This window comes from Leptospira sanjuanensis, assembly GCF_022267375.1.
Lineage (GTDB): Bacteria > Spirochaetota > Leptospiria > Leptospirales > Leptospiraceae > Leptospira > Leptospira sanjuanensis.
In genome coordinates this window covers 895,452-913,089 of the sequence record NZ_JAIZBH010000001.1, presented here as the reverse complement: position 1 = coordinate 913,089, position 17,638 = coordinate 895,452, and the positions used below count along the sequence as shown (strand labels likewise).

Below are 17,638 nucleotides of genomic sequence, written 5' to 3'. Positions count from 1 at the left end.
AACACAACATTCTCCTTACGATTTTTCTCGGAAGAAGGATCCGAAGAAAATAGCCTCTCTTTCGAGGCACGGAAAAACTTGAGAGCAGATAAGTATTATAATCTGAACACTCTGTCGCATAAAAATTGATTTTCAAATTCGATCAATCAAGTAGGAAGGATGGATTGAAATCCATAGCCTACGTTTCGCAGTCGGCATTGATTCCGAAACGAATTAGAATATCAATATATTCTTTTTTTCAACTATGATTTTCAAAATCGAATCTTGAGACAACGCCATGAGATTTATACTTCTTTTTTTTGCGGTTTTATTTTCCTGCGTAAAAGCCCCCGAAAAACCGGATCCGCCTTACGTAGTGCTGCAATATATGATCGGGGTTGTCTCTTCGCAAAATCAAAATAATCAGAACTCCGAAGACGAATGTCCGACCGGATTTTCAAATTTCAATCCGAACGCGGTCGCAGATACGGGACAAACCACTTGTTATAACGCCCTTGGAGGTAGCACGCCTTGCCTAGGCACCGGTCAAGACGGAGAATACAATAACGTTCCCAATGCGAGAAATTTCGTAGGGCCAACGCAGCACTGCAAGTACCCGACCGATTATACGACTCTGGATACGCTTCACGGTCTCACATGGAAATCTTGTGTTCAAGGACAATCGGGTTCCAATTGTTCTGTCGGCGCTCCGAATTCGATTAGCTGGACGAACGCAAACGCGGGTTTGGCTGGAAGTTGCACGGAATTGAACACTCTCAACGGCGGCAAAGGATATGCCGGAAAAACGAATTGGAGAATTCCAACTTTAAGAGAGCTTGCTTCCTTACTTCACTATACGAACAATCCGCATATCGACGGTCAATTCCCGAATACGTTTTCAGGTTTAGGCTACTGGACCAACACCCTAGATCCTCTCAACGTTGGAAACAATGCCGTAATTCGTTTCGACGCTCCCAACCTAGGTTTTTATTCGAATACCCAAGCCGCGATCATCAATCTTCGTTGTGTTTCCGGAAATCCGATTGCCCCGCCCGCATTCGTGGATAACGGAGACGGAACGGTTACCGACTCCAATACGGGTCTTCTTTGGATGAAATGCGTCGACGGGTTGATCGCCCCCGCCTGCGCAGGAGTCGTCAACACTCAAGATTGGAACGGAGCCCGGAACTTTTGTGAAACGCTGAATTTTGCATTACGTTCAGATTGGAGATTGCCCAACCTGAACGAACTTCTAAGTCTCGCGGATTACGCACAACCGGCCGCACCCCTAATCAATCCGGTTTTCCCGAATACACCGGGTCAACATTGGACTTCGACGACATTCGATAACGTCAAAACGTTCGCCATGCTTTTGAGCTTTGCAAACGGGCAAATGGCTACGAACGACAAAAGCAGTTTACTTTCCGTACGCTGCGTTACGACAAATTGAGCGAGCGATCTTCGATTCGGAACAACACATTCAATGAATTGAATGTGTTTCCAAGGAACGGGCTACAGTTTATAACCGATTTCCGGAGTCAAAGGAATCGCACTCTTTGCGAAATTTCCGATTCCCCTTCCTATTTCTCTTCCTCTCTCATCCCAAAGAGAAGCCTCGGCGATGATCTGATGCGTTGCGTTTTGAACGACCAAACCTTTTGCGAGAAGAATTCCGGTTTGAATCGGCCGGAGCAAAGTCAAATTGAACGTGGAGGTTAGAACGAAATTTCCTTTTACGAGCGAATTGGCCGCAAAAAAGGCCGCATCATCCGCAGCTTTGAAATATACGACTCCATGGGTCGCGCCCGCCGCGTGAAAAAAATCCTCCCGAATTTGAATTCGTAGTTCGGAGGAACCTTTTGCGATCGCGAGTTTCGGTTTAAAATATTCGTTCACGGGCGCCCCGTGATACATATTCTCCAGCTTACGATAATGTTCCTCTATGTTTTGTGCAATGGCCTCGGACATGAACGTATCCTTTTCTAATTCTTCTTTCGATCCTTTTTAGTTTCATATCAAACCAAAAAGGAACATGTTATATACAATTCTCCGAAAAGCCCCTCTTGCAATGATTTTTTCGATCCGATCCGTCTCTGAAAGGTGTGGAATCCTCACTTAGAAAAAAGGAATCAGCGACAACCCGCAAATCATAATCCCAGAGGATTTCAAACGGACTTTTGTTTTTCCCGGAACTCGCTCGGTGTCATCCCTTTCTCTTCCTTAAACGCTCGGAGAAAGGCCGTTTTAGAATTGAACCCCGCGTCGAAACCGACACGCAAAACGGGCAAGTCCGTTGTTTGGAGAAGTTTTTCGGCCTCTGCGACCTTGAACTCACGGCAGAGTTCTAAAAATCCTTTTCCGAAATACCTTCCGATCACCTGAGAAGCCGCATGAACGGAAATTCCAAGCGACGCGGAGAGACTTCCCAGATCGAAATCCGAATCTAAAAAAGGCTTTTGTTCATTCAATATTTGGAATATTCTTTTTCCATGATTTTCTACCGATTCTTCGCTTAGATACGCCTTTTTGTATTTCGCGCCTTCCTTATCCTCCGAACGTTCCGCTGCGTTTTCGGAGTAAACCCGAAACCAAGCGAAGACGATCACCCAAATCGACAAGGCCGCAGTGCTGACCGTTTCGGAGCTGAGTCCCGGAAAAATAAAAAACAAACAAACCGAGACCGCCAAAAGCAGAATACAAATCGAGACGAATCTTCCGAAAACGCGCAGTTCCCGAAACGAAGAACCGGAAAATTCTTCGCCTAACACTCCCAGGCGATAGTAGATCCTTAAAAAAACGGCTAAATTGAAACACAAGGTTACGGCTCCGATGACTACACATTCCAAGTGAGGAGAGACCCGATCTTCCAGAACGTATTTCAGTTTTTCGTCCCAACCCATCGCGTAATGCGGAATCGAATAAAGAAGAATCAAAGCCGGAACCGCGAAGAAGAATAGAATCCAGATTCTTCTTTCTTTCGGATATCCGAAGTATTTCTGAAGAGCCAAGGCGAACAAAGGAGCCACGAGCGCGCTCAGCGGATGTCCTACGCGGGACAAATGCGGGAACTCCAATACGAATCCGGTTTGAAACGCAAGTCCCAGAGAAAATAGAACGGACAATAGCAGAAACGCCCAACCCAAAAGCAAGGCTCTTCCCCCGAACCTACCGGAGCGGAAGAAAAAGAACGCAAGCAATACGGATTGAATCAATCCGCCCATGATCGCAAAGGCTCCTAAATTTAAACCGATCAAAGAATTCTCCTGAAAAACGGGTTCCTCCCCATGGGGCGGGGCGACGAGACCTTGAATCCGCGGTATTGTAGACTCGTTCGGAGGAACGTCATGTCAAGAATCTTAATCAAAACCTGGATCTCTCTTCTTCTTTTGATTCCCGCCCTTTTGTTTGCGGAAGGATTTTCCGTGCAAGGAGGTTTGTCACAGCCGCTTTTGGGCGGTTGGAATTTGGCCGGAACTTACTACGGTAAAAATTTCGTGTTCGAATATTCTCACGGTTCCGATCTTCATTTGGATCGAATGGGCGGCGCCGGTTTAAACGAAACCGAAAGAAAACAGGATCTCAAGATTCATCTGCCTTATACCACGGGCGTTGGAATCGGCTATCTCATCACTCCCAACTTCGATATTCGTCTCGAATTCAAGGAACATTTTTACCGCGTTCAATCGGGAACTTCTCCCGATGAATTGTATCTTTCGCAAGCTCTTGGAATCCGTTCCGATCTTCCGATCGCCGGGAACGGCGCGGAGAATTGGGTTCCCCCTCTTTCTCAAAACGAGTATTTTACGGATCTAACCGTTCGCAAAGCGATCGAAGCCGAATTCTTATACGGCGCCAAATACGTCCTACCCGGCTCCGCACATCGTTATCGAACTCGATCCGCAGGACTCGGCGTTTATTATCGATTCTTTCCTTTCGGAGGTAAGGACGGTCTTATGATCGAGCCTTCGATTCGTTTCTGGCCGAACGCTTGGACGGATTCGCCCGATCGAGTCGCCTTTGAAAATCAATACGGGGCTTTAGGTCTGCACAAAGCACACGATCAAGGCCTTTTTGTGAACGTCTCGATCGGGTATTACAAGAGGCTGGAATGAGGAGTTCCCACGGAGAAATAGATTTGAGTTCGCGGGAATTCCCACGGGAAGACGCGGATATTTTTTTTCGGAACAATCGTGAAATGCGAAAAATAGCGGACGTGTTCGGCGATCCTCCGCGAGAGCGATGCGAAGGGCTTGTCTCTTCGCCATTCTTTCAAAAATTCGTTTTCCCTAAAACCGGAAAACGCGAAGAGATGAGCGAGCAGCGAACCCGTAGCAGCGCGTTTCCCGCGTTGGCGGGAACTCGCCCATTAAAATATTCGAATATTCTTATGGAAGTTTCGGAGGAAACTTCAGATTCAAAATCTCTCGCATCGTATTTTCCAATTCGTTGCGCAGAGTTTTATCGTTTTCGGAAACGTAAGCTTCAAAGATGGAAGGAAGGCTGTCCGGATCGTTGATCATCCGAATCGTGATGACGGCTTCGATTCTCAGGTTCAACTTTTCACGGGAATTACGGGCAAGCACGAGTAACGCAGGCACGGCGTTCTTATCCTTCAGTTCGCCCAAGGAATGAATCAACTGCCATTTGACCATATTCTCCTTTTCATCGGAAAGAATTTTGGTAAGCTCGACCGCGCTCGTATTCGCTCCTAGCTTTCCGACCGCAAACGCGGCCTTCGTTCTCAGTTCGGTTTCTTCGCCGTTCGTCAAAACCGCAAGAATTCCCTGACCTCCTCCGTTGCTTCCGAGATCCAAAAGAAGATCGATCATTCTCGCTTTGAGAAAAAGCGTGTCTTCTTTGGCGAGCTGTTCGGAGATCGCTTTCGCACCCTGTTTGTCCTGAAAGATCAACAAGGCTTCGAGAGAAATTCTTCGTATATCGGGATTGGGATCGGTAAGACCCTTGTAAAATAAGGAAATATTCTGGCGGTTTTTTTTATTTTTGAGAATTTCCAGCGCGACCAGCCTTACGTCGTCGTCGGGATCGCTCGTCGCGGATTTTTGAAACTGGGAGAATTTTTCTGTCATCCCGAGTCGGTTGATCGCGATCAGATATTTTTTACGAACGCCGGGGCTTTCGTCGTTTGCGAGTTTATGAATCTGATTTTGAATCCGTTCGTCCTTGATGATCAAAGAAGCTTCCAAAAAATACATCCTCTGAACCGGATCTTTGGAAAGGGACATGTCCAAAAGAATCGGAAGCGCCCGATCGTCCTTAAGAAGATGCATCAGACGATAACTCAACATTCGAACTTGCGTGGACGGATCGCTGAACGCGGCGATCACCGAATAAATCAGCCGTTTCTCTTTTTTCTTTTCCGCTAAAAGAAGAATTTCCTTTTTCAGGTTATCGTTCGTAGACTTCTGAAAGACGGTGTCGAGCGCCGCGGTCCAGTTCGGCGCGATCGCATCAAGATCCTCGTATTCTCCGAACAATCGAAGAATCGCGAGTTGAACCTTTTCATCCTCGTTTTGAAAGATTGCGGGTAATTCTTTGACGAGATCGTTTCGATTTTTTACCCGAATCTCTCCGATCGCCTGTGCTTGCGACTTGGATGCGTTTAAAACTTTTTCCTTAAATTCGTCTTTGGGAGTTTCGGCCGCGGAAATCGGGAAAAGGAGAAAAAATACGAGTAAAACGCTTACGGAAAAAAGTTTCAGAAGAATCCCTCTCTGCGTGTGGATTCTTCCAGAGCGGCGGATGCGGCCCGTTTGTTTTCGTAAGCCTCGGACAACGAAGGATCCAAGTCGATCGAGCTTTGAAACGCGCGAACCGCACGTTTAAATTCCCCGTTTTTATAATAACAGATTCCGAGATAGTTGTACGCCGTCGCTGCGGTTTTCGGCCTTACGTCCGAACGCACGATCGCCGTCAATTCGTCGATCGCCTTTTCGCGATCCAAAATCGAATTGGAGTCTATTAGAATTTTTGCAAGCACCAAACGGCCTTCCATGTCGTTCGGGTCCATGTGCGCCGAACGGAAGGCTTCGTCCTTAGCGCGGTTTTTCAAATCGGGATCCTTGGATTTGTTGTATAACAAAGCGAGTTTTTTGTGGGCGTTCTTCAGATCGGCCCCGTCTCTCGAAGTGTTCAGCACTTTCAAAAGAATCTTTTCCGCGTTGGAATCGTCCTGCATTCCCATGTAGGCTTCGGCCATCTTGAGATATACCTTGTAGGCGTCGTTCTTGTGTTTCACGACCCCCGTATATTCCTCCACCGCCTCGCGGAAGAATTTATTCTCGAGAAGATAATCGCCGAGGGCTTCGCGGCTCTGCACGTTTTCGGGTTCGATCGCAGTCGACTTTCTCCAGTTTTCGATCGCAAGAGTTCCGTTCCCGGAATGTTTATAAACAAGTCCTAATGTATGATAGGCTTTCGCGTTTTTCGGATTGAGTTCGACGACTCGGTTCAGCGAGCTGATCGCTTCGGAATACCGTTCCATCTGATCCAACACGACTCCTAAGTTGATGAGCGCCGTTTCGGTAAAACTATCACCCGGAGTCGAGGAAACGATTCTTCGATACGTTTCTTCCGCGGATAAAAGATCGCCTTTGTTGTAATACGCTTCCGCGAGTTGAAAAAGGGAATCGATATCGGTCGGATTGTATTTTAAACTTTTCTGAAGCGCGGAAATGGACATCTCTCCCTGATTCAAATTGGAGAATCCTTCCGCGATCAGTCGATAAATCTCCGGATCGTTCGCGCCCGCGTCTCTCGCAAGTTCGAGATATTTCAGCGCCTCTTCCTTGTTTCCGTTTTTTTGCAGAACGACCGCAAGGTTATAGAGATACTTCGCTTCGTTCGGAGAAAGATTGCTCGCCTGACGGAAATGATATTCCGCGGCTCGATAATCCTGTTTGTTATACGCGATGTTTCCCAGATAAGAATGTGATAAGGCCGCGAGTCTTCCCGAAGGTGATTTTAATACGACTTTCTTAAATTCCTCCTCGGCTTGCGGAATCTCCCCTTTTTTAAAATAACTGACCGCGAGATTGTAAGTCAGATACATGTCTTCGGGCGCGGCGGACAAACCTTCCTTATACGCGTCGATCGCAGCATCGGGATCGTTCAACTCGTTGAACAAGTTCCCCGCAAGAAGAGAAACCCTCGGATCGTTCGGAGCGATTTCCTTCGCTTTGAGCGCGGCCATTCTCGCGTCCGCAAATCTTCCGGCGTGTTTGTAAGCGAGGGTCAGGTTGTAGTATGCGTAAAAATTCTTAGGATCGTATTGGACCGCTTTTTGAAGCCGCTCGATCGCCTGCGGATAACGCCCGCTTTCGTCGTGAATGACGCCTAACACCGTCAATGCGATCGACTTCTCCTCCTGCGTTCCGGTGGAATCCAAAAACTCGTTGCAATAGTCGAACGCTTGTCTTGTGAATCGTTCCTTATAAAGATTGATGCACTTTGTCAATTGCGGGTTCGCGTTTCCGTCCGGAAGATACGGTCTTTCCAAAAGACGGTTGATGTCCGATTTATTCTGAACGAGGTCCTTATTGAACGCGCCTGCAAATTCGGATTCGGGGGATTTAGCGCGGAAGAATTGATAGTAAACGGCAAAACCGAGTCCTCCCAACACGAGAACTCCCATCAAAATCCAGAATATTAGAAGTTTATTATACGATCTGCGGATCCGAACAGGTTCTCTGTCTTCCGGGAAATAGAGTTCCTTCTCCTCTATTCCCTCCAAGAACAGCCTGTTTTTTCGGATTTCTTTATCCATCGGATTTGATTTCGTTTTTGAGAATCGCGTCTAAGACTCCGTTTACGAAACGGGCCGATTCTTCGCTTTCGAATTCCTTCGTAAGCTCTACAGCCTCGTCGATCGTAACGTTCTTCGGAACTTCCCAGGTATGCAACAACGCGTACACGGACAAACGGAGAATCGCTTTGTTCACGACGCTGATTCTGGAAAAGTCCCAATTTTTGGAGTACTTCTTGATCAGAGTATCGATCTGTTCCTGATTTTTCACAACCCCATTTACGATCGAAACGGCGAAATCCCTTTCTTCTTGTTCCGTTTTTTTATCATACCATTTGAACTTGAGAACCTCTTTGAGCGGAGGCCCGGTTAGTTCCAATTGGTAAAGCGCCATGACGGCGATCTCTCTGGATGTGCGTCTGGCTGACATTTAAAGGAGGGAAAGCAGGTTCACCATTTCCACGGCGGTCGCGGCCGCTTCTGCGCCCTTGTTCCCCGCCTTGGTTCCCGCTCTTTCGATCGCTTGTTCGATCGTATCCGTGGTTAAAACTCCGAACACGACGGGAATGGAATGTTGAACTCCGATCGATCCGATCTTTGCGGATTCGCCCGCGACAAAATCGAAATGAGCGGTCGCGCCTCGGATTACGGCGCCCAAACAAATGATGGAATCGTATTTTTTGGAAGCGGCAGCCTTGGCTACTACCACCGGCATTTCATACGCGCCGGGAACACGAACCACGGTCACGTCTTCTTCCTTGACTCCGTGCATACGGAAGGATTCGAGAGCCCCTTTCAAAAGGCTTTCGGTGATAAATTCGTTAAAGCGGGAGACGATCACGCAATGTTTTTGTCCCTTTCCGTTGAGGTCTGCTTTCAGTTCTTGGATCATAGATTCCTGATTGATTCTATTGTTGAGAAATCACATGTTACCTATTGTGGCAAATCAAAAAGTCCTCTCAGGATCGTTTTTCTCCCCTTATCTGCGTTTTGCATTCATTCTTAGTTTGATTCTCACTCTGGTCGACTGTTCGGTTTATCGCAGATGGTTTCCGAAAGAAGATCTGTTTTTAAAATCCCTCAATTTACCCGAATGGGTTTTGGAATCCAACATCAAACTCCGGGTGTTATCGGGTTTACAGGATCTTCCCAATCCGGAGGATTCTTTGCCTGAAGACGAGATCGCAACGTTTGAAAACAGGGCGAGAAGAATTTTGGCGACTTCTCCGCAAGCGATGAAGGATTTATTCGAAGCCACGGGTTGTATCGACGGTTCCAAACTTGCGGGAATCCGAGCCAACCGAATCACCGAACGGGAAGAAGATATTTGGTACGGGATTTGTCAGAACGGAAAAGAAGACGCGATCATCTTCCGTTTATTCCAAATGGGCAACACGGATCTCTATCGAAAATACGAAAAGGAAACGATTCCCGCTTGGGAAGAAGCGAGAAAACTCGCGTCCAACAATCCGGACCGCGCCGTACGTCTCGCCAATCAAGTCATCGAAATGGAACCTGCACATCCCGCCGCGAGAAAACTTCTCGGTCAATTGTATTTGAAGGGAGGTTATTGCAGAGGATCGATTCGAAACTATCGATTGTATCTCCGCGTTATGCCTCTTGCCGGGGACAAATGGAAGATCCACGAAAAGCTTACGGAAAAATGCGGGGAGTTCTTAAAACCCGAACCGAAGCGCGAAGAAGAAGTGGAACTTCCGGACTCCGATCCGGACGGGACGTAAAATCGATTTTCAAATAACGATTCTTTGTTTTTAAAACTATTTAAGAATTTTCTAAATTAGAATCTTTTGAATAAAGAATAAGAACCTGTCCCGAAACCGGGACAGAACCTTGCAGCTGATCTTTCTGGTAAAGTAAAATTAGCTTTTGGGAAACGCTGTAAATTTTTCATTCAAAGAATCATCCTGAGCAACCTCCTCCAAGAACCGATTCCGATGGAGGACAAAAAAATGCTTGCGAACTACAAAGATGAGAACGAAAATTTTGACGTGCTCTGGGTTCATACGATTCCGGCTAAGTTGGAAGAGATCCTGGGAGCCGACGGCACCGATCAATTCGTAACGTTTCTGAATTCTACTCTAACAAAATTCCGAGGTAACATGCTGACGAATGCATCCGATCGATTCGAAGGAAAACTCAAAGAGGATCACCTTTCCTTGAAGAACGAACTTGCTCTCTGGAAAAATGAGTTTAAGGAAGAATTGGCCGACTTTCGAAGAGAGGTCAATGAATCCAATTACCAATTCCGTTTTAACATGAGAGCCGAATTGGATCGGTTCAAAGAAACGGTGCGAACCGAGATAGGCGAGTTCAAAGAAGCGGTCCGAATTGAATTCAACGCGTTCAAAGAAACGGTGCGAACCGAGATAGGCGAGTTCAAAGAAGAAATAAGAAGCAACCTCAATGATCACCGTTTCGAAACAAAAATCGAAATGAATCAAATCCGTTTAGAAATCAGTTCTTTTAAAGCCGAAATGAAAGGTGATATCGCTGATCTTCATAAAACGATCGCGATTCAAACTCGTTGGATTTTAGCGGGGATGCTTGGAATTGGAAGCTTTCTATTAGCCGTTGCGAAAATTTTCTAACGTTGCCTTTCTTTGCCGACCCGGATCACCAGGGAGATTTTCCCGTCCGGTTTTTCCACGACCTCGAAGCCTTCTTCACGCAGGGCTTTTTTGATCTTATAAAGTCCGAAATTTACGACCTTGCCGGAACCGGAAAGAGGTTTGGGAGTGGGTTCTTCCATCCCTTTTTATATCGGATCGGCCGGGGGACGTTCTTAAATTCCCGAGAACGTTTTCTTTGCGAAAGAAGGTTCCTTGACAATCGGCGCCGGAGAATCTGTCATGAAATCGAATGGCTTTCCGCATTTTCTTTTATTCCACGACCTTTCTCGTTTTGGCCGGTTTAGCAACGGCGGCTTACGCGCCGGATCTATTTCAGTGGGAAACTCTGGAATGGATCTACGAAAAAAGAACCTTCTTTCTGTTCTCCGTAATTTTTATCGTATCCGTCGTTCTGATCTATTTGATTTATTTCAAAGCGAAGAAGGGAATCCATCATTCCAAAAACAAAACGGAAATCCATCTACAAGAATCGTTAAACGAAGTCGTTCAGGACAACCAATCCTTATTCTCCTTTTTGAAAACGGCGAAGGACTCGCTCGAAAAACAGATCGAATCCTCCAAACCCAATCTTTCTCCCGAGTTCTTTTCCGCGTGTTCCGCGGAATACAAAAAACTGACGCAGGAATTCGATTCTTCCGCGGATTTGTTCCGCGAAATCCCTCTCGCTCCCGAAGAGAAAGAGGACAAAAAGAAAAAAGCGAAGAATTTTAGAATTTCCGAATATTCGGATTTAATCAACCGCCATCGGAAATTATCCAGAACTCTCGAAAAATTAAGAGAGGATCTCACTCGACTTCGAGACAAGGTTTCCGGTTTATGAAAATCTCAGTCCTTACTCCGTTCTTATTTTTAATATTCGTTTTTCAGTGTGCCTCGCCCGCAATACAACAGACACGGACGACACAGCCGGAAGTTTCAGCGGCACAACCCCAGCCGGGCAAAATTCTTCCGCTTTTCACTTTGGGTCTAAGCAAAGAATCCTTGGAGACGATCGGAAAACGACGCTGGTCCTTCCGGGTAAAATCGATTCTTCTCCATCACACCAACGGACTTAAAGCGGAAGAATATTTGGAAAAAAGCAAAAGCTCCGGATGGATGGTCCACTTTCTCGTCCTGGAAAACGGAAGCGTCTACGGAGTGGAGGATCCTTCCAAAATTCTTTACAGAGCCGCGCCGGGTATGGACGAAACGACGATCCACGTTTCTTGGGAAGGTGCAAACGACACAATCCTGAAAAACGAATCCCAACTGAGCGCGTTATCCGAATTGATCGGAGGTTTAGCGAAAGAATATTCCATTCCTCTAAACAACCACGACATCGCTTCGGGCAAAGGGATCTTCACCCATACGCAAAGCAAAAAGAAGTTCGGCAGATTTTTGGATACGGGAGAATGCGGCAGCGAAAAGGTTTTGTCCGCGCTTCTCGCAAAAACGCAGGGAAAATTCTTTCCTGAAACGGATTGGAAGGATCGATTTATTTCGGGTTGGGTTTTACGAAAAGAGAAGTTCACGGATTCTTCCGGTAAAAAAGTCATACAGACATTCACACACGGAAGAGGAACCACCCCCGCTCCGTCGATCGAGTTGAGCTCGATCGAAAAAACTTCGGACGGAAAAGCGCCCGAAGAAAAAAGACTTCGTTACAATCATAGAGGCACGATCCGTCCCGAGTGTATCGTTCTTCATTACACCGCGATTCCCGATTATCAAAGGACTTTGGAAGTATTAGAAAAACGGAATCTATCCGCGACCTTTCTCGCCGATCAGGACGGCAAAATATATCAACTTCTGGATTCCATTCTGGACACAGCCGCCGCGGCGACAGGAACGAACGCGAATTGTTTTCAAGTGGAAATCGTGGGGAAAGACACGGATATGCTCCTATCCAATCGCGAACAAACCAAGGCGGTAGCGCGCTTGGTTAAGGAATTGTCCGAAAGATACAAGATCCCGCTCACCAACGAAAGAGTGGAATCGTTACGAGGCGTATTCTCCCATACGCAAGCGAAGAAAAAATGGGGCGGCTCGATTCATCTCGACGGAAAAGACTTTGATCCCGGCGAACCCTATATGAAAGAAGTGATCGAACAAGTCGGCGGAACGTTTTATGCGGAAGAGAACTGGTTCGAAAGACAGAGCAACGACTGGATTCTCTTATTCACTTCTTTTCAGCCGTAAACCCTTTTGCCATTTTAAAAACATTATTTGTGTGTTTCCTTTCGAACAAGGAACGAATTTTTCAACAAGTAATTACTTTTTATAATTCGCCTTCATGCTGTACTATGAATTGATACGGCGACGCATAAAGAAACCGAAACTATTTTTTTCCCTTACTTGCAAAGAATAAATTTTTTTACAGTTTCATAATAAATCATTGATCCCTCAATCCTGAAGGATTCTTTCCATACTAATCAACGTTGATTTCGATCGCCGATACAAATACCAGGGACGTTCGAATTTCGAAATTTCTCGATCGAGTTAGAACGATATGAAAAAACTTTTCAAAAATTACTACCGGACGATTTGCCTCGTCTTGACTTTCTTTTTAGGAATCGACACACCGCTGCTCGCAGATTCTCCCGCGCAGGAACTCGCGAAAACGGTGGACCCGCTTTGGATTATCGTCTGCGCGGCGTTAGTTTTCTTTATGCAGGCCGGCTTTCTGATGCTCGAAACGGGACTTTCCCGGCTTAAAAACACGATCAACGTAGCCGTCAAAAACTTAATGGATTATATTGTCGGAACAGTCGTATTTTTCTGCGTAGGTTTCGGATTGATGTTCGGGATTTCGGAGCAGGGTCGTTTCGGAACGAATCTATTTTTTCTGGAAGGTTTCGTTTCCGGAAAAGAATTCGCATTCTTTTTATTTCAAGTCGCGTTTATGGGAACGGCAGCCACGATCGTTTCCGGTGCGGTCGCCGAACGCATTAAATTTTCTGCATATTTAGTCGTATCCATCGTAGTATCCGCCGCGATCTATCCGATTTTCGGCCATTGGACCTGGGGCGGAGGATGGATTGCACGAACCGGTTTCGTGGACTTTGCCGGTTCTACCGTCGTACACTCGTTAGGCGGTTGGATCTCCTTGGCGGGAATCATCCTTCTCGGCGCGAGAAAGGACAAGTTTAAGGAAGACGGAACACCGCGCAAAATCCAAGGACACAATCTCACGTTTTCCGTTTTAGGAGTTTTTATCCTTTGGTTCGGCTGGTTCGGATTCAACGGAGGAAGCGCGCTTTCGTTTACCGAACAAGTTCCTCTGATCATTCTCAACACAAGCCTTGCGGGAAGTGCGGGAGGTATCGTCGCCATCAGCGTTTCCTGGCTCTTTTATAAGATCGCGTCCGTGGAAGATTGTATGAACGGAGTTCTCGGCGGACTCGTCGCCGTCACGGCGGGCTGTCACGAAATTGCACCTGCGGGCGCGCTTCTTCTCGGAGGAATCGCGGGAAGCTCCGTGGTATTGACTTCTTGGATCTTGGAAAAAGTGTTCCGTCTCGACGACGTGGTCGGTGCGTTTCCCGTTCACGGAGTTTGCGGAATCATAGGAACCCTATTACTTCCTCTTATATCAAAAAACCCTAATATTCAAATGATCCCTCAGTTGATCGGGGTGATTACCTGCGCCGTTTGGGCCTTCGGACTCGGATTGATTCTTTTCTGGATCTTGAAAATCTCCATGGGAATCCGCGTAAAGGAAGAATACGAAGAGAAAGGTTTGAACGTAGCCGAACACGGAGCCGGCTCGAGCTGGATCGATCTCATCCATTCGCTCAAGGATTTATCCAAAGGCGGAGGCGACCTCACGAAAAAAATCCATGTGGATGCCGGAACCGAAGCCGGAGCCATCGCGTACCTGATGAACCAATATCTCAACAATCTCGGAAAGATGATCTATACGATTAAGGAAAAATCGGGAGAACTCGAGAATTCCGCTTCCGAAATTTCCACCGCTTGGGGGCATATGAGCCATGGAATCCAGCAACAAGCCGCGAGTTTGGAGGAAGTCACTTCCATCTTCGATTCGTTCCGCGAATCCTTTCAGAGAATCTCCAGCTCGGCGACGGAACAGAAGGAAATCGAGAAAAACGCAAAGGAATTGTTAAACGAACTCGTTTACGGATTTAGAAAGTTCGATGCCGACTTGAAAGCGAGTTCCGAAAGATCGGAAGCTTCGGTCAAAACGATCGATCTCAGCAGAAAGGAACTCAATCATCTCGAATCCGATATCAACGACATCGGAACTTCGGCAAAAAAAGTGGAAGGCCTTGTCAAACTTCTAAACGATATCTCCGCAAAACTCGGAATGCTTTCGATCAACGCATCGATCGAAGCGGCTCGATCGGGAACTTCCGGAAAGGGGTTCGGAGTCGTCGCCGAAGAGATCAACAAACTTGCCTCCGGAACGCAGGAAAGCACGAAAAAAGCCAGCGAGATCCTCGGAGAAATCCAAACCGCAGTTTTCAGGGGAAAGGCGACGGTCGGCAACACGGTGGATTTTTTCAAAAATCTAACGGAAGAATTCAGAACATTAGCGCATACGAATATTACAATTCGTGAAAGCAGTTCCCGTTATTCCGATCTGATCGGAGATCTGGATCGGCTCAATTCGTCGATCGCGGCCCAGAGCGAAGTCATCATGTCGAACATCGGGGAACGCTCCTCGGAAATCGGGGGATTGTATCAATCGGTCGAGTTCATCAACGGAGCGTTTCATGAAATTTCGGCGCAATCGGAAGAATTATCCGCCACCGGAGAATTCCTAAAACAACTCGCGGGAATTCTCAACTCTCTTGTTAGAAACTTTCGCGTGGAAAAGGACGTATCCCAGGATTTGATCCCGGGTTAACCGCGATTCCGATTCGAACGACACGATTCATTTTGGGAATTGCGCGCATCCTTAAAGTAAAATCGTCAAAACTTGAACTGGGAAAGAATGGAATCCAATTCGTTGGCTTGGTGTTGAATCTTTTCCGCGACTCTGGACACTTCGTCCGAATTGGACGCGATCGATTGCGACTCCGTGGTGATCAATTGAATCGTGTCCGCGATCTGATCCGTTGAAAGTTTTTGCTCCTTTGTTGCGGTTTCGATCTGCAGGGATTCCGCGGAAACTTTTCCGATCGTATCGGTGATTTGATCGACTCGATTCGTGTTTTCTTTGACGTTATTGACGAGACCGACCACTTCTTCCTGATATCGATTCGTGTTTTCGATCAAATCCAAAAGAAAGGTCACCACAAAATTGACGTTATTCGATCCTTTGTCCACCGCTTCGTGCGTGTTCGAAACGAGCCGTTCGATATCGCGTACGCTGGAAACGGAACGATCCGCAAGTTTCGAAATTTCCTCCGCGACGACCGCAAATCCGCGTCCCGCTTCTCCCGCGCGAGCGGCTTCGATCGCGGCATTCAACGACAACAGATTCGTTTGATCGGAAATTCCCGTAATCAACGTAGTGATCGAATTGATCTGCTTTGCCATTTCGCGGATTTCGTCGATGGCTTTGGTAGCCTGAAGAATCGTTTCCTTTCCTTCCACGGCGGCCGTAGCGGTTCGACGAACGGAATCGCTGAGGCTGACGAGTTTTTCACCCGCGAGTCCCATGGAGTTTTTAAGCTCACCCGACCGAATCTTTAAATCCTGCGCGTCCCGCGCCTCTCCCTCCACGGATTGAAGAACGTTCTGTAAAGAAGCCGCAATCTCTTCGAGAGCGGCGGAGGATTGTTCGGTTCCCGCGGCTTGCGACTGCGCCGATTGATTGAGGCTTCGTATGGACTCCGTTAGCTGGTTTACGATTTGATTGGAATTGCGCGCCATCCTCGAAAGCGTTTGAAACAACTCGGAAAGATAGCGCAGGAATTCGTTCGCGGTCACGGTGATTTCACCGATCTCGTTGTCGTATACCGCGTCGATTCGCAGCGTTAGATCCCTTTCTCCCATAGCTTGTTTTAATCCGAGAGTGATCTTATGAACGGGATCGATGATAGAACGTATAACAACGAAACAGAACAAAGTCGTCACGAGCAGAAGAATCAAAAGACCGGAAATCGCGGCTACGATCCGTAAACGATCGGCCCTCAATCTTTCTTCCAAAAGAACCTGAGTCGTCGACAGAAGATCCCTTTCCAGAACCTTGTATTCGTCGACAAATACGAGCATTCGTTTTAAAAACACGTCCGCGGTTTCGGGAGATTGACCGGAAAAAGTCTTTTTGCATCGATCCAAGTTTTCCTTTACGAGCTTGTCGAGATTGCGGATTCGTTCTTCGAATTTTTCCTTGATCACTCCGTTCTGCCCGACCGATCGCTCGAGCAACGCCGTGACTTCTTTTTGATTGCTTTCGATATGATGAATCTTATTGAAGATTTGAATCGCTTCCTTGGAAAGAAAATTCGGATTTTCATTTTCCAAAAGCTGATATCCGGTTCCCCGAATCAACGCCAAGTCGCTGATTATATTCGGAATATATAATATATTTACGGAAAGAACGTAGAACGTTTCGGGATAGGAATCGAGGATCAGATTCGAATCCTGAGCCACGTAATCCTGATACTCCATCAGAAGTTTAAAGAACGGGTCGTGGGCCTGAATCACTCCTTCGATCGTCAGTGAAGAATCGGGCAGTTTCGGAAGGATTTTCCATTCTTTTCGCATGGAAGCCAGATATTCGGGAGAACGTTTCATAAATCCGATCTCCTTTTCCAATTCCTCGAGTTTGGTAAGAGAGTCTTCCACGGCCTGATTGCTTTTCTTCAGAGCATCGACGGAAGACTTTCCTTTCATCACATAATAAAAATCCTTTCTGCGATCCACGAATTTGGAATAGAGTTCGATCGCCCCGAAGAAGAAATCGATTCCCCCCACTTCCCTTCTGGTAAATTCGCTTTTGTCCATAAACTCCTTTAAGAAGAAAAAGCTCGCAAGCAAGAGCGGAACAAGGGTTGGAAGAATAACAAGAATCAGTTTTTTGATAAGGGAAAGATTGTATATTTTTTGGATCACTGGATTCGATTCCTTGAAGGAGAAGACTGAATCGGATTGGAAGAGTTTTTTCAAGAATTTATTACTTCGCGTTTTATAAAAACGGAAGAAAGAAGAATCTTGTTGGCGGGGAACCCGCGTCAGCGATGCGGAGCGTGCGCAGCAGTCGTTTCGAGCGGAGCGAGAAAGGACCGGCAGCGCGTAGCAAGCGCGGTTCTCACGCAGTGAGAAGACGCCCGCTTGCCATCGTTCGAATTCGTTT

15 protein-coding genes are annotated in these 17,638 nt (G+C 46.8%); 7 read left to right on the top strand and 8 right to left on the bottom strand.

Going from position 1 to position 17,638, the window contains the following annotated elements:
• Window positions 1-277: 277 nt before the first annotated feature.
• Entirely contained in the window at window positions 278-1,429 is a 1,152-nt protein-coding gene (locus LFX17_RS04100) for an Lcl C-terminal domain-containing protein (protein WP_238745188.1), read from the top strand.
• A gap of 62 nt (window positions 1,430-1,491) precedes the next feature.
• Here the strand turns inward: LFX17_RS04100 and LFX17_RS04095 are convergent, their stop codons facing one another.
• Together LFX17_RS04095 and LFX17_RS04090 are read right to left on the bottom strand one after the other, a co-directional pair.
• On the bottom strand, window positions 1,492-1,947 hold the full coding sequence (locus LFX17_RS04095; protein WP_238729156.1) for a PaaI family thioesterase: 456 nt from the start codon (window positions 1,945-1,947) through the stop codon (window positions 1,492-1,494).
• 197 nt (window positions 1,948-2,144) lie between these two features.
• Window positions 2,145-3,233 carry a helix-turn-helix domain-containing protein gene (locus LFX17_RS04090; RefSeq protein WP_238729155.1) on the bottom strand — a complete coding sequence of 363 codons (1,089 nt, stop codon included), beginning with the start codon at window positions 3,231-3,233 and terminating at the stop codon, window positions 2,145-2,147.
• 90 nt (window positions 3,234-3,323) lie between these two features.
• On the opposite strand from LFX17_RS04090, the gene LFX17_RS04085 reads away from it, so the two are divergent.
• Window positions 3,324-4,091, top strand: coding sequence for a hypothetical protein (locus LFX17_RS04085; RefSeq protein ID WP_238745186.1), 768 nt, complete (start codon window positions 3,324-3,326; stop codon window positions 4,089-4,091).
• 273 nt (window positions 4,092-4,364) lie between these two features.
• Here LFX17_RS04085 and LFX17_RS04080 read toward each other — a convergent pair whose 3' ends face one another.
• The 4 genes from LFX17_RS04080 to ribH are packed head-to-tail and all read right to left on the bottom strand — an operon-like array spanning window position 4,365 to window position 8,633.
• A complete protein-coding gene (locus LFX17_RS04080; RefSeq protein ID WP_238731500.1) occupies window positions 4,365-5,648 on the bottom strand; it encodes a HEAT repeat domain-containing protein in 1,284 nt (427 codons plus the stop codon).
• A 47-nt stretch (window positions 5,649-5,695) separates the two neighbouring features.
• Complete coding sequence (locus LFX17_RS04075) at window positions 5,696-7,762, bottom strand: tetratricopeptide repeat protein (RefSeq protein ID WP_238745184.1); 2,067 nt, start codon at window positions 7,760-7,762, stop codon at window positions 5,696-5,698.
• Complete coding sequence (gene nusB / locus LFX17_RS04070; protein ID WP_238729152.1) at window positions 7,755-8,171, bottom strand: transcription antitermination factor NusB; 417 nt, start codon at window positions 8,169-8,171, stop codon at window positions 7,755-7,757. The genes LFX17_RS04075 and nusB overlap by 8 nt, the downstream gene beginning before the upstream one ends.
• Complete coding sequence (gene ribH, locus LFX17_RS04065; RefSeq protein ID WP_238729151.1) at window positions 8,172-8,633, bottom strand: 6,7-dimethyl-8-ribityllumazine synthase; 462 nt, start codon at window positions 8,631-8,633, stop codon at window positions 8,172-8,174. It lies immediately after the preceding gene.
• A 34-nt stretch (window positions 8,634-8,667) separates the two neighbouring features.
• Here ribH and LFX17_RS04060 point away from each other — a divergent pair, with 34 nt between their 5' ends.
• Window positions 8,668-9,483, top strand: coding sequence for a tetratricopeptide repeat protein (locus tag LFX17_RS04060; protein WP_238745182.1), 816 nt, complete (start codon window positions 8,668-8,670; stop codon window positions 9,481-9,483).
• A 213-nt stretch (window positions 9,484-9,696) separates the two neighbouring features.
• The gene (locus LFX17_RS04055; RefSeq protein WP_238745180.1) at window positions 9,697-10,350 is read left to right on the top strand and encodes an LA_3696 family protein; all 654 of its coding nucleotides are present in this window, start codon (window positions 9,697-9,699) and stop codon (window positions 10,348-10,350) included.
• On the opposite strand, the gene LFX17_RS04050 is transcribed toward LFX17_RS04055, so the two are convergent.
• Window positions 10,347-10,511, bottom strand: a complete 165-nt coding sequence (locus LFX17_RS04050) for a hypothetical protein (RefSeq protein WP_238729149.1) — start codon at window positions 10,509-10,511, stop codon at window positions 10,347-10,349. The genes LFX17_RS04055 and LFX17_RS04050 overlap by 4 nt on opposite strands.
• A 110-nt stretch (window positions 10,512-10,621) precedes the next feature.
• On the opposite strand from LFX17_RS04050, the gene LFX17_RS04045 reads away from it, so the two are divergent.
• From LFX17_RS04045 to amt, 3 genes are all read left to right on the top strand, one after another.
• Window positions 10,622-11,212 carry a hypothetical protein gene (locus LFX17_RS04045; protein ID WP_238745178.1) on the top strand — a complete coding sequence of 197 codons (591 nt, stop codon included), beginning with the start codon at window positions 10,622-10,624 and terminating at the stop codon, window positions 11,210-11,212.
• Entirely contained in the window at window positions 11,209-12,570 is a 1,362-nt protein-coding gene (locus LFX17_RS04040) for a peptidoglycan recognition protein family protein (RefSeq protein WP_238745176.1), read from the top strand. Before LFX17_RS04045 ends, LFX17_RS04040 begins: the two co-directional genes overlap by 4 nt.
• A 310-nt stretch (window positions 12,571-12,880) precedes the next feature.
• On the top strand, window positions 12,881-15,241 hold the full coding sequence (gene amt / locus LFX17_RS04035) for an ammonium transporter (RefSeq protein ID WP_238729146.1): 2,361 nt from the start codon (window positions 12,881-12,883) through the stop codon (window positions 15,239-15,241).
• 65 nt (window positions 15,242-15,306) lie between these two features.
• Here amt and LFX17_RS20845 read toward each other — a convergent pair whose 3' ends face one another.
• Window positions 15,307-17,397: a methyl-accepting chemotaxis protein gene (locus LFX17_RS20845; RefSeq protein WP_238729145.1), complete on the bottom strand. Its 2,091-nt coding sequence runs from the start codon at window positions 17,395-17,397 to the stop codon at window positions 15,307-15,309.
• Between the last annotated feature and the right edge of the window lie 241 nt (window positions 17,398-17,638).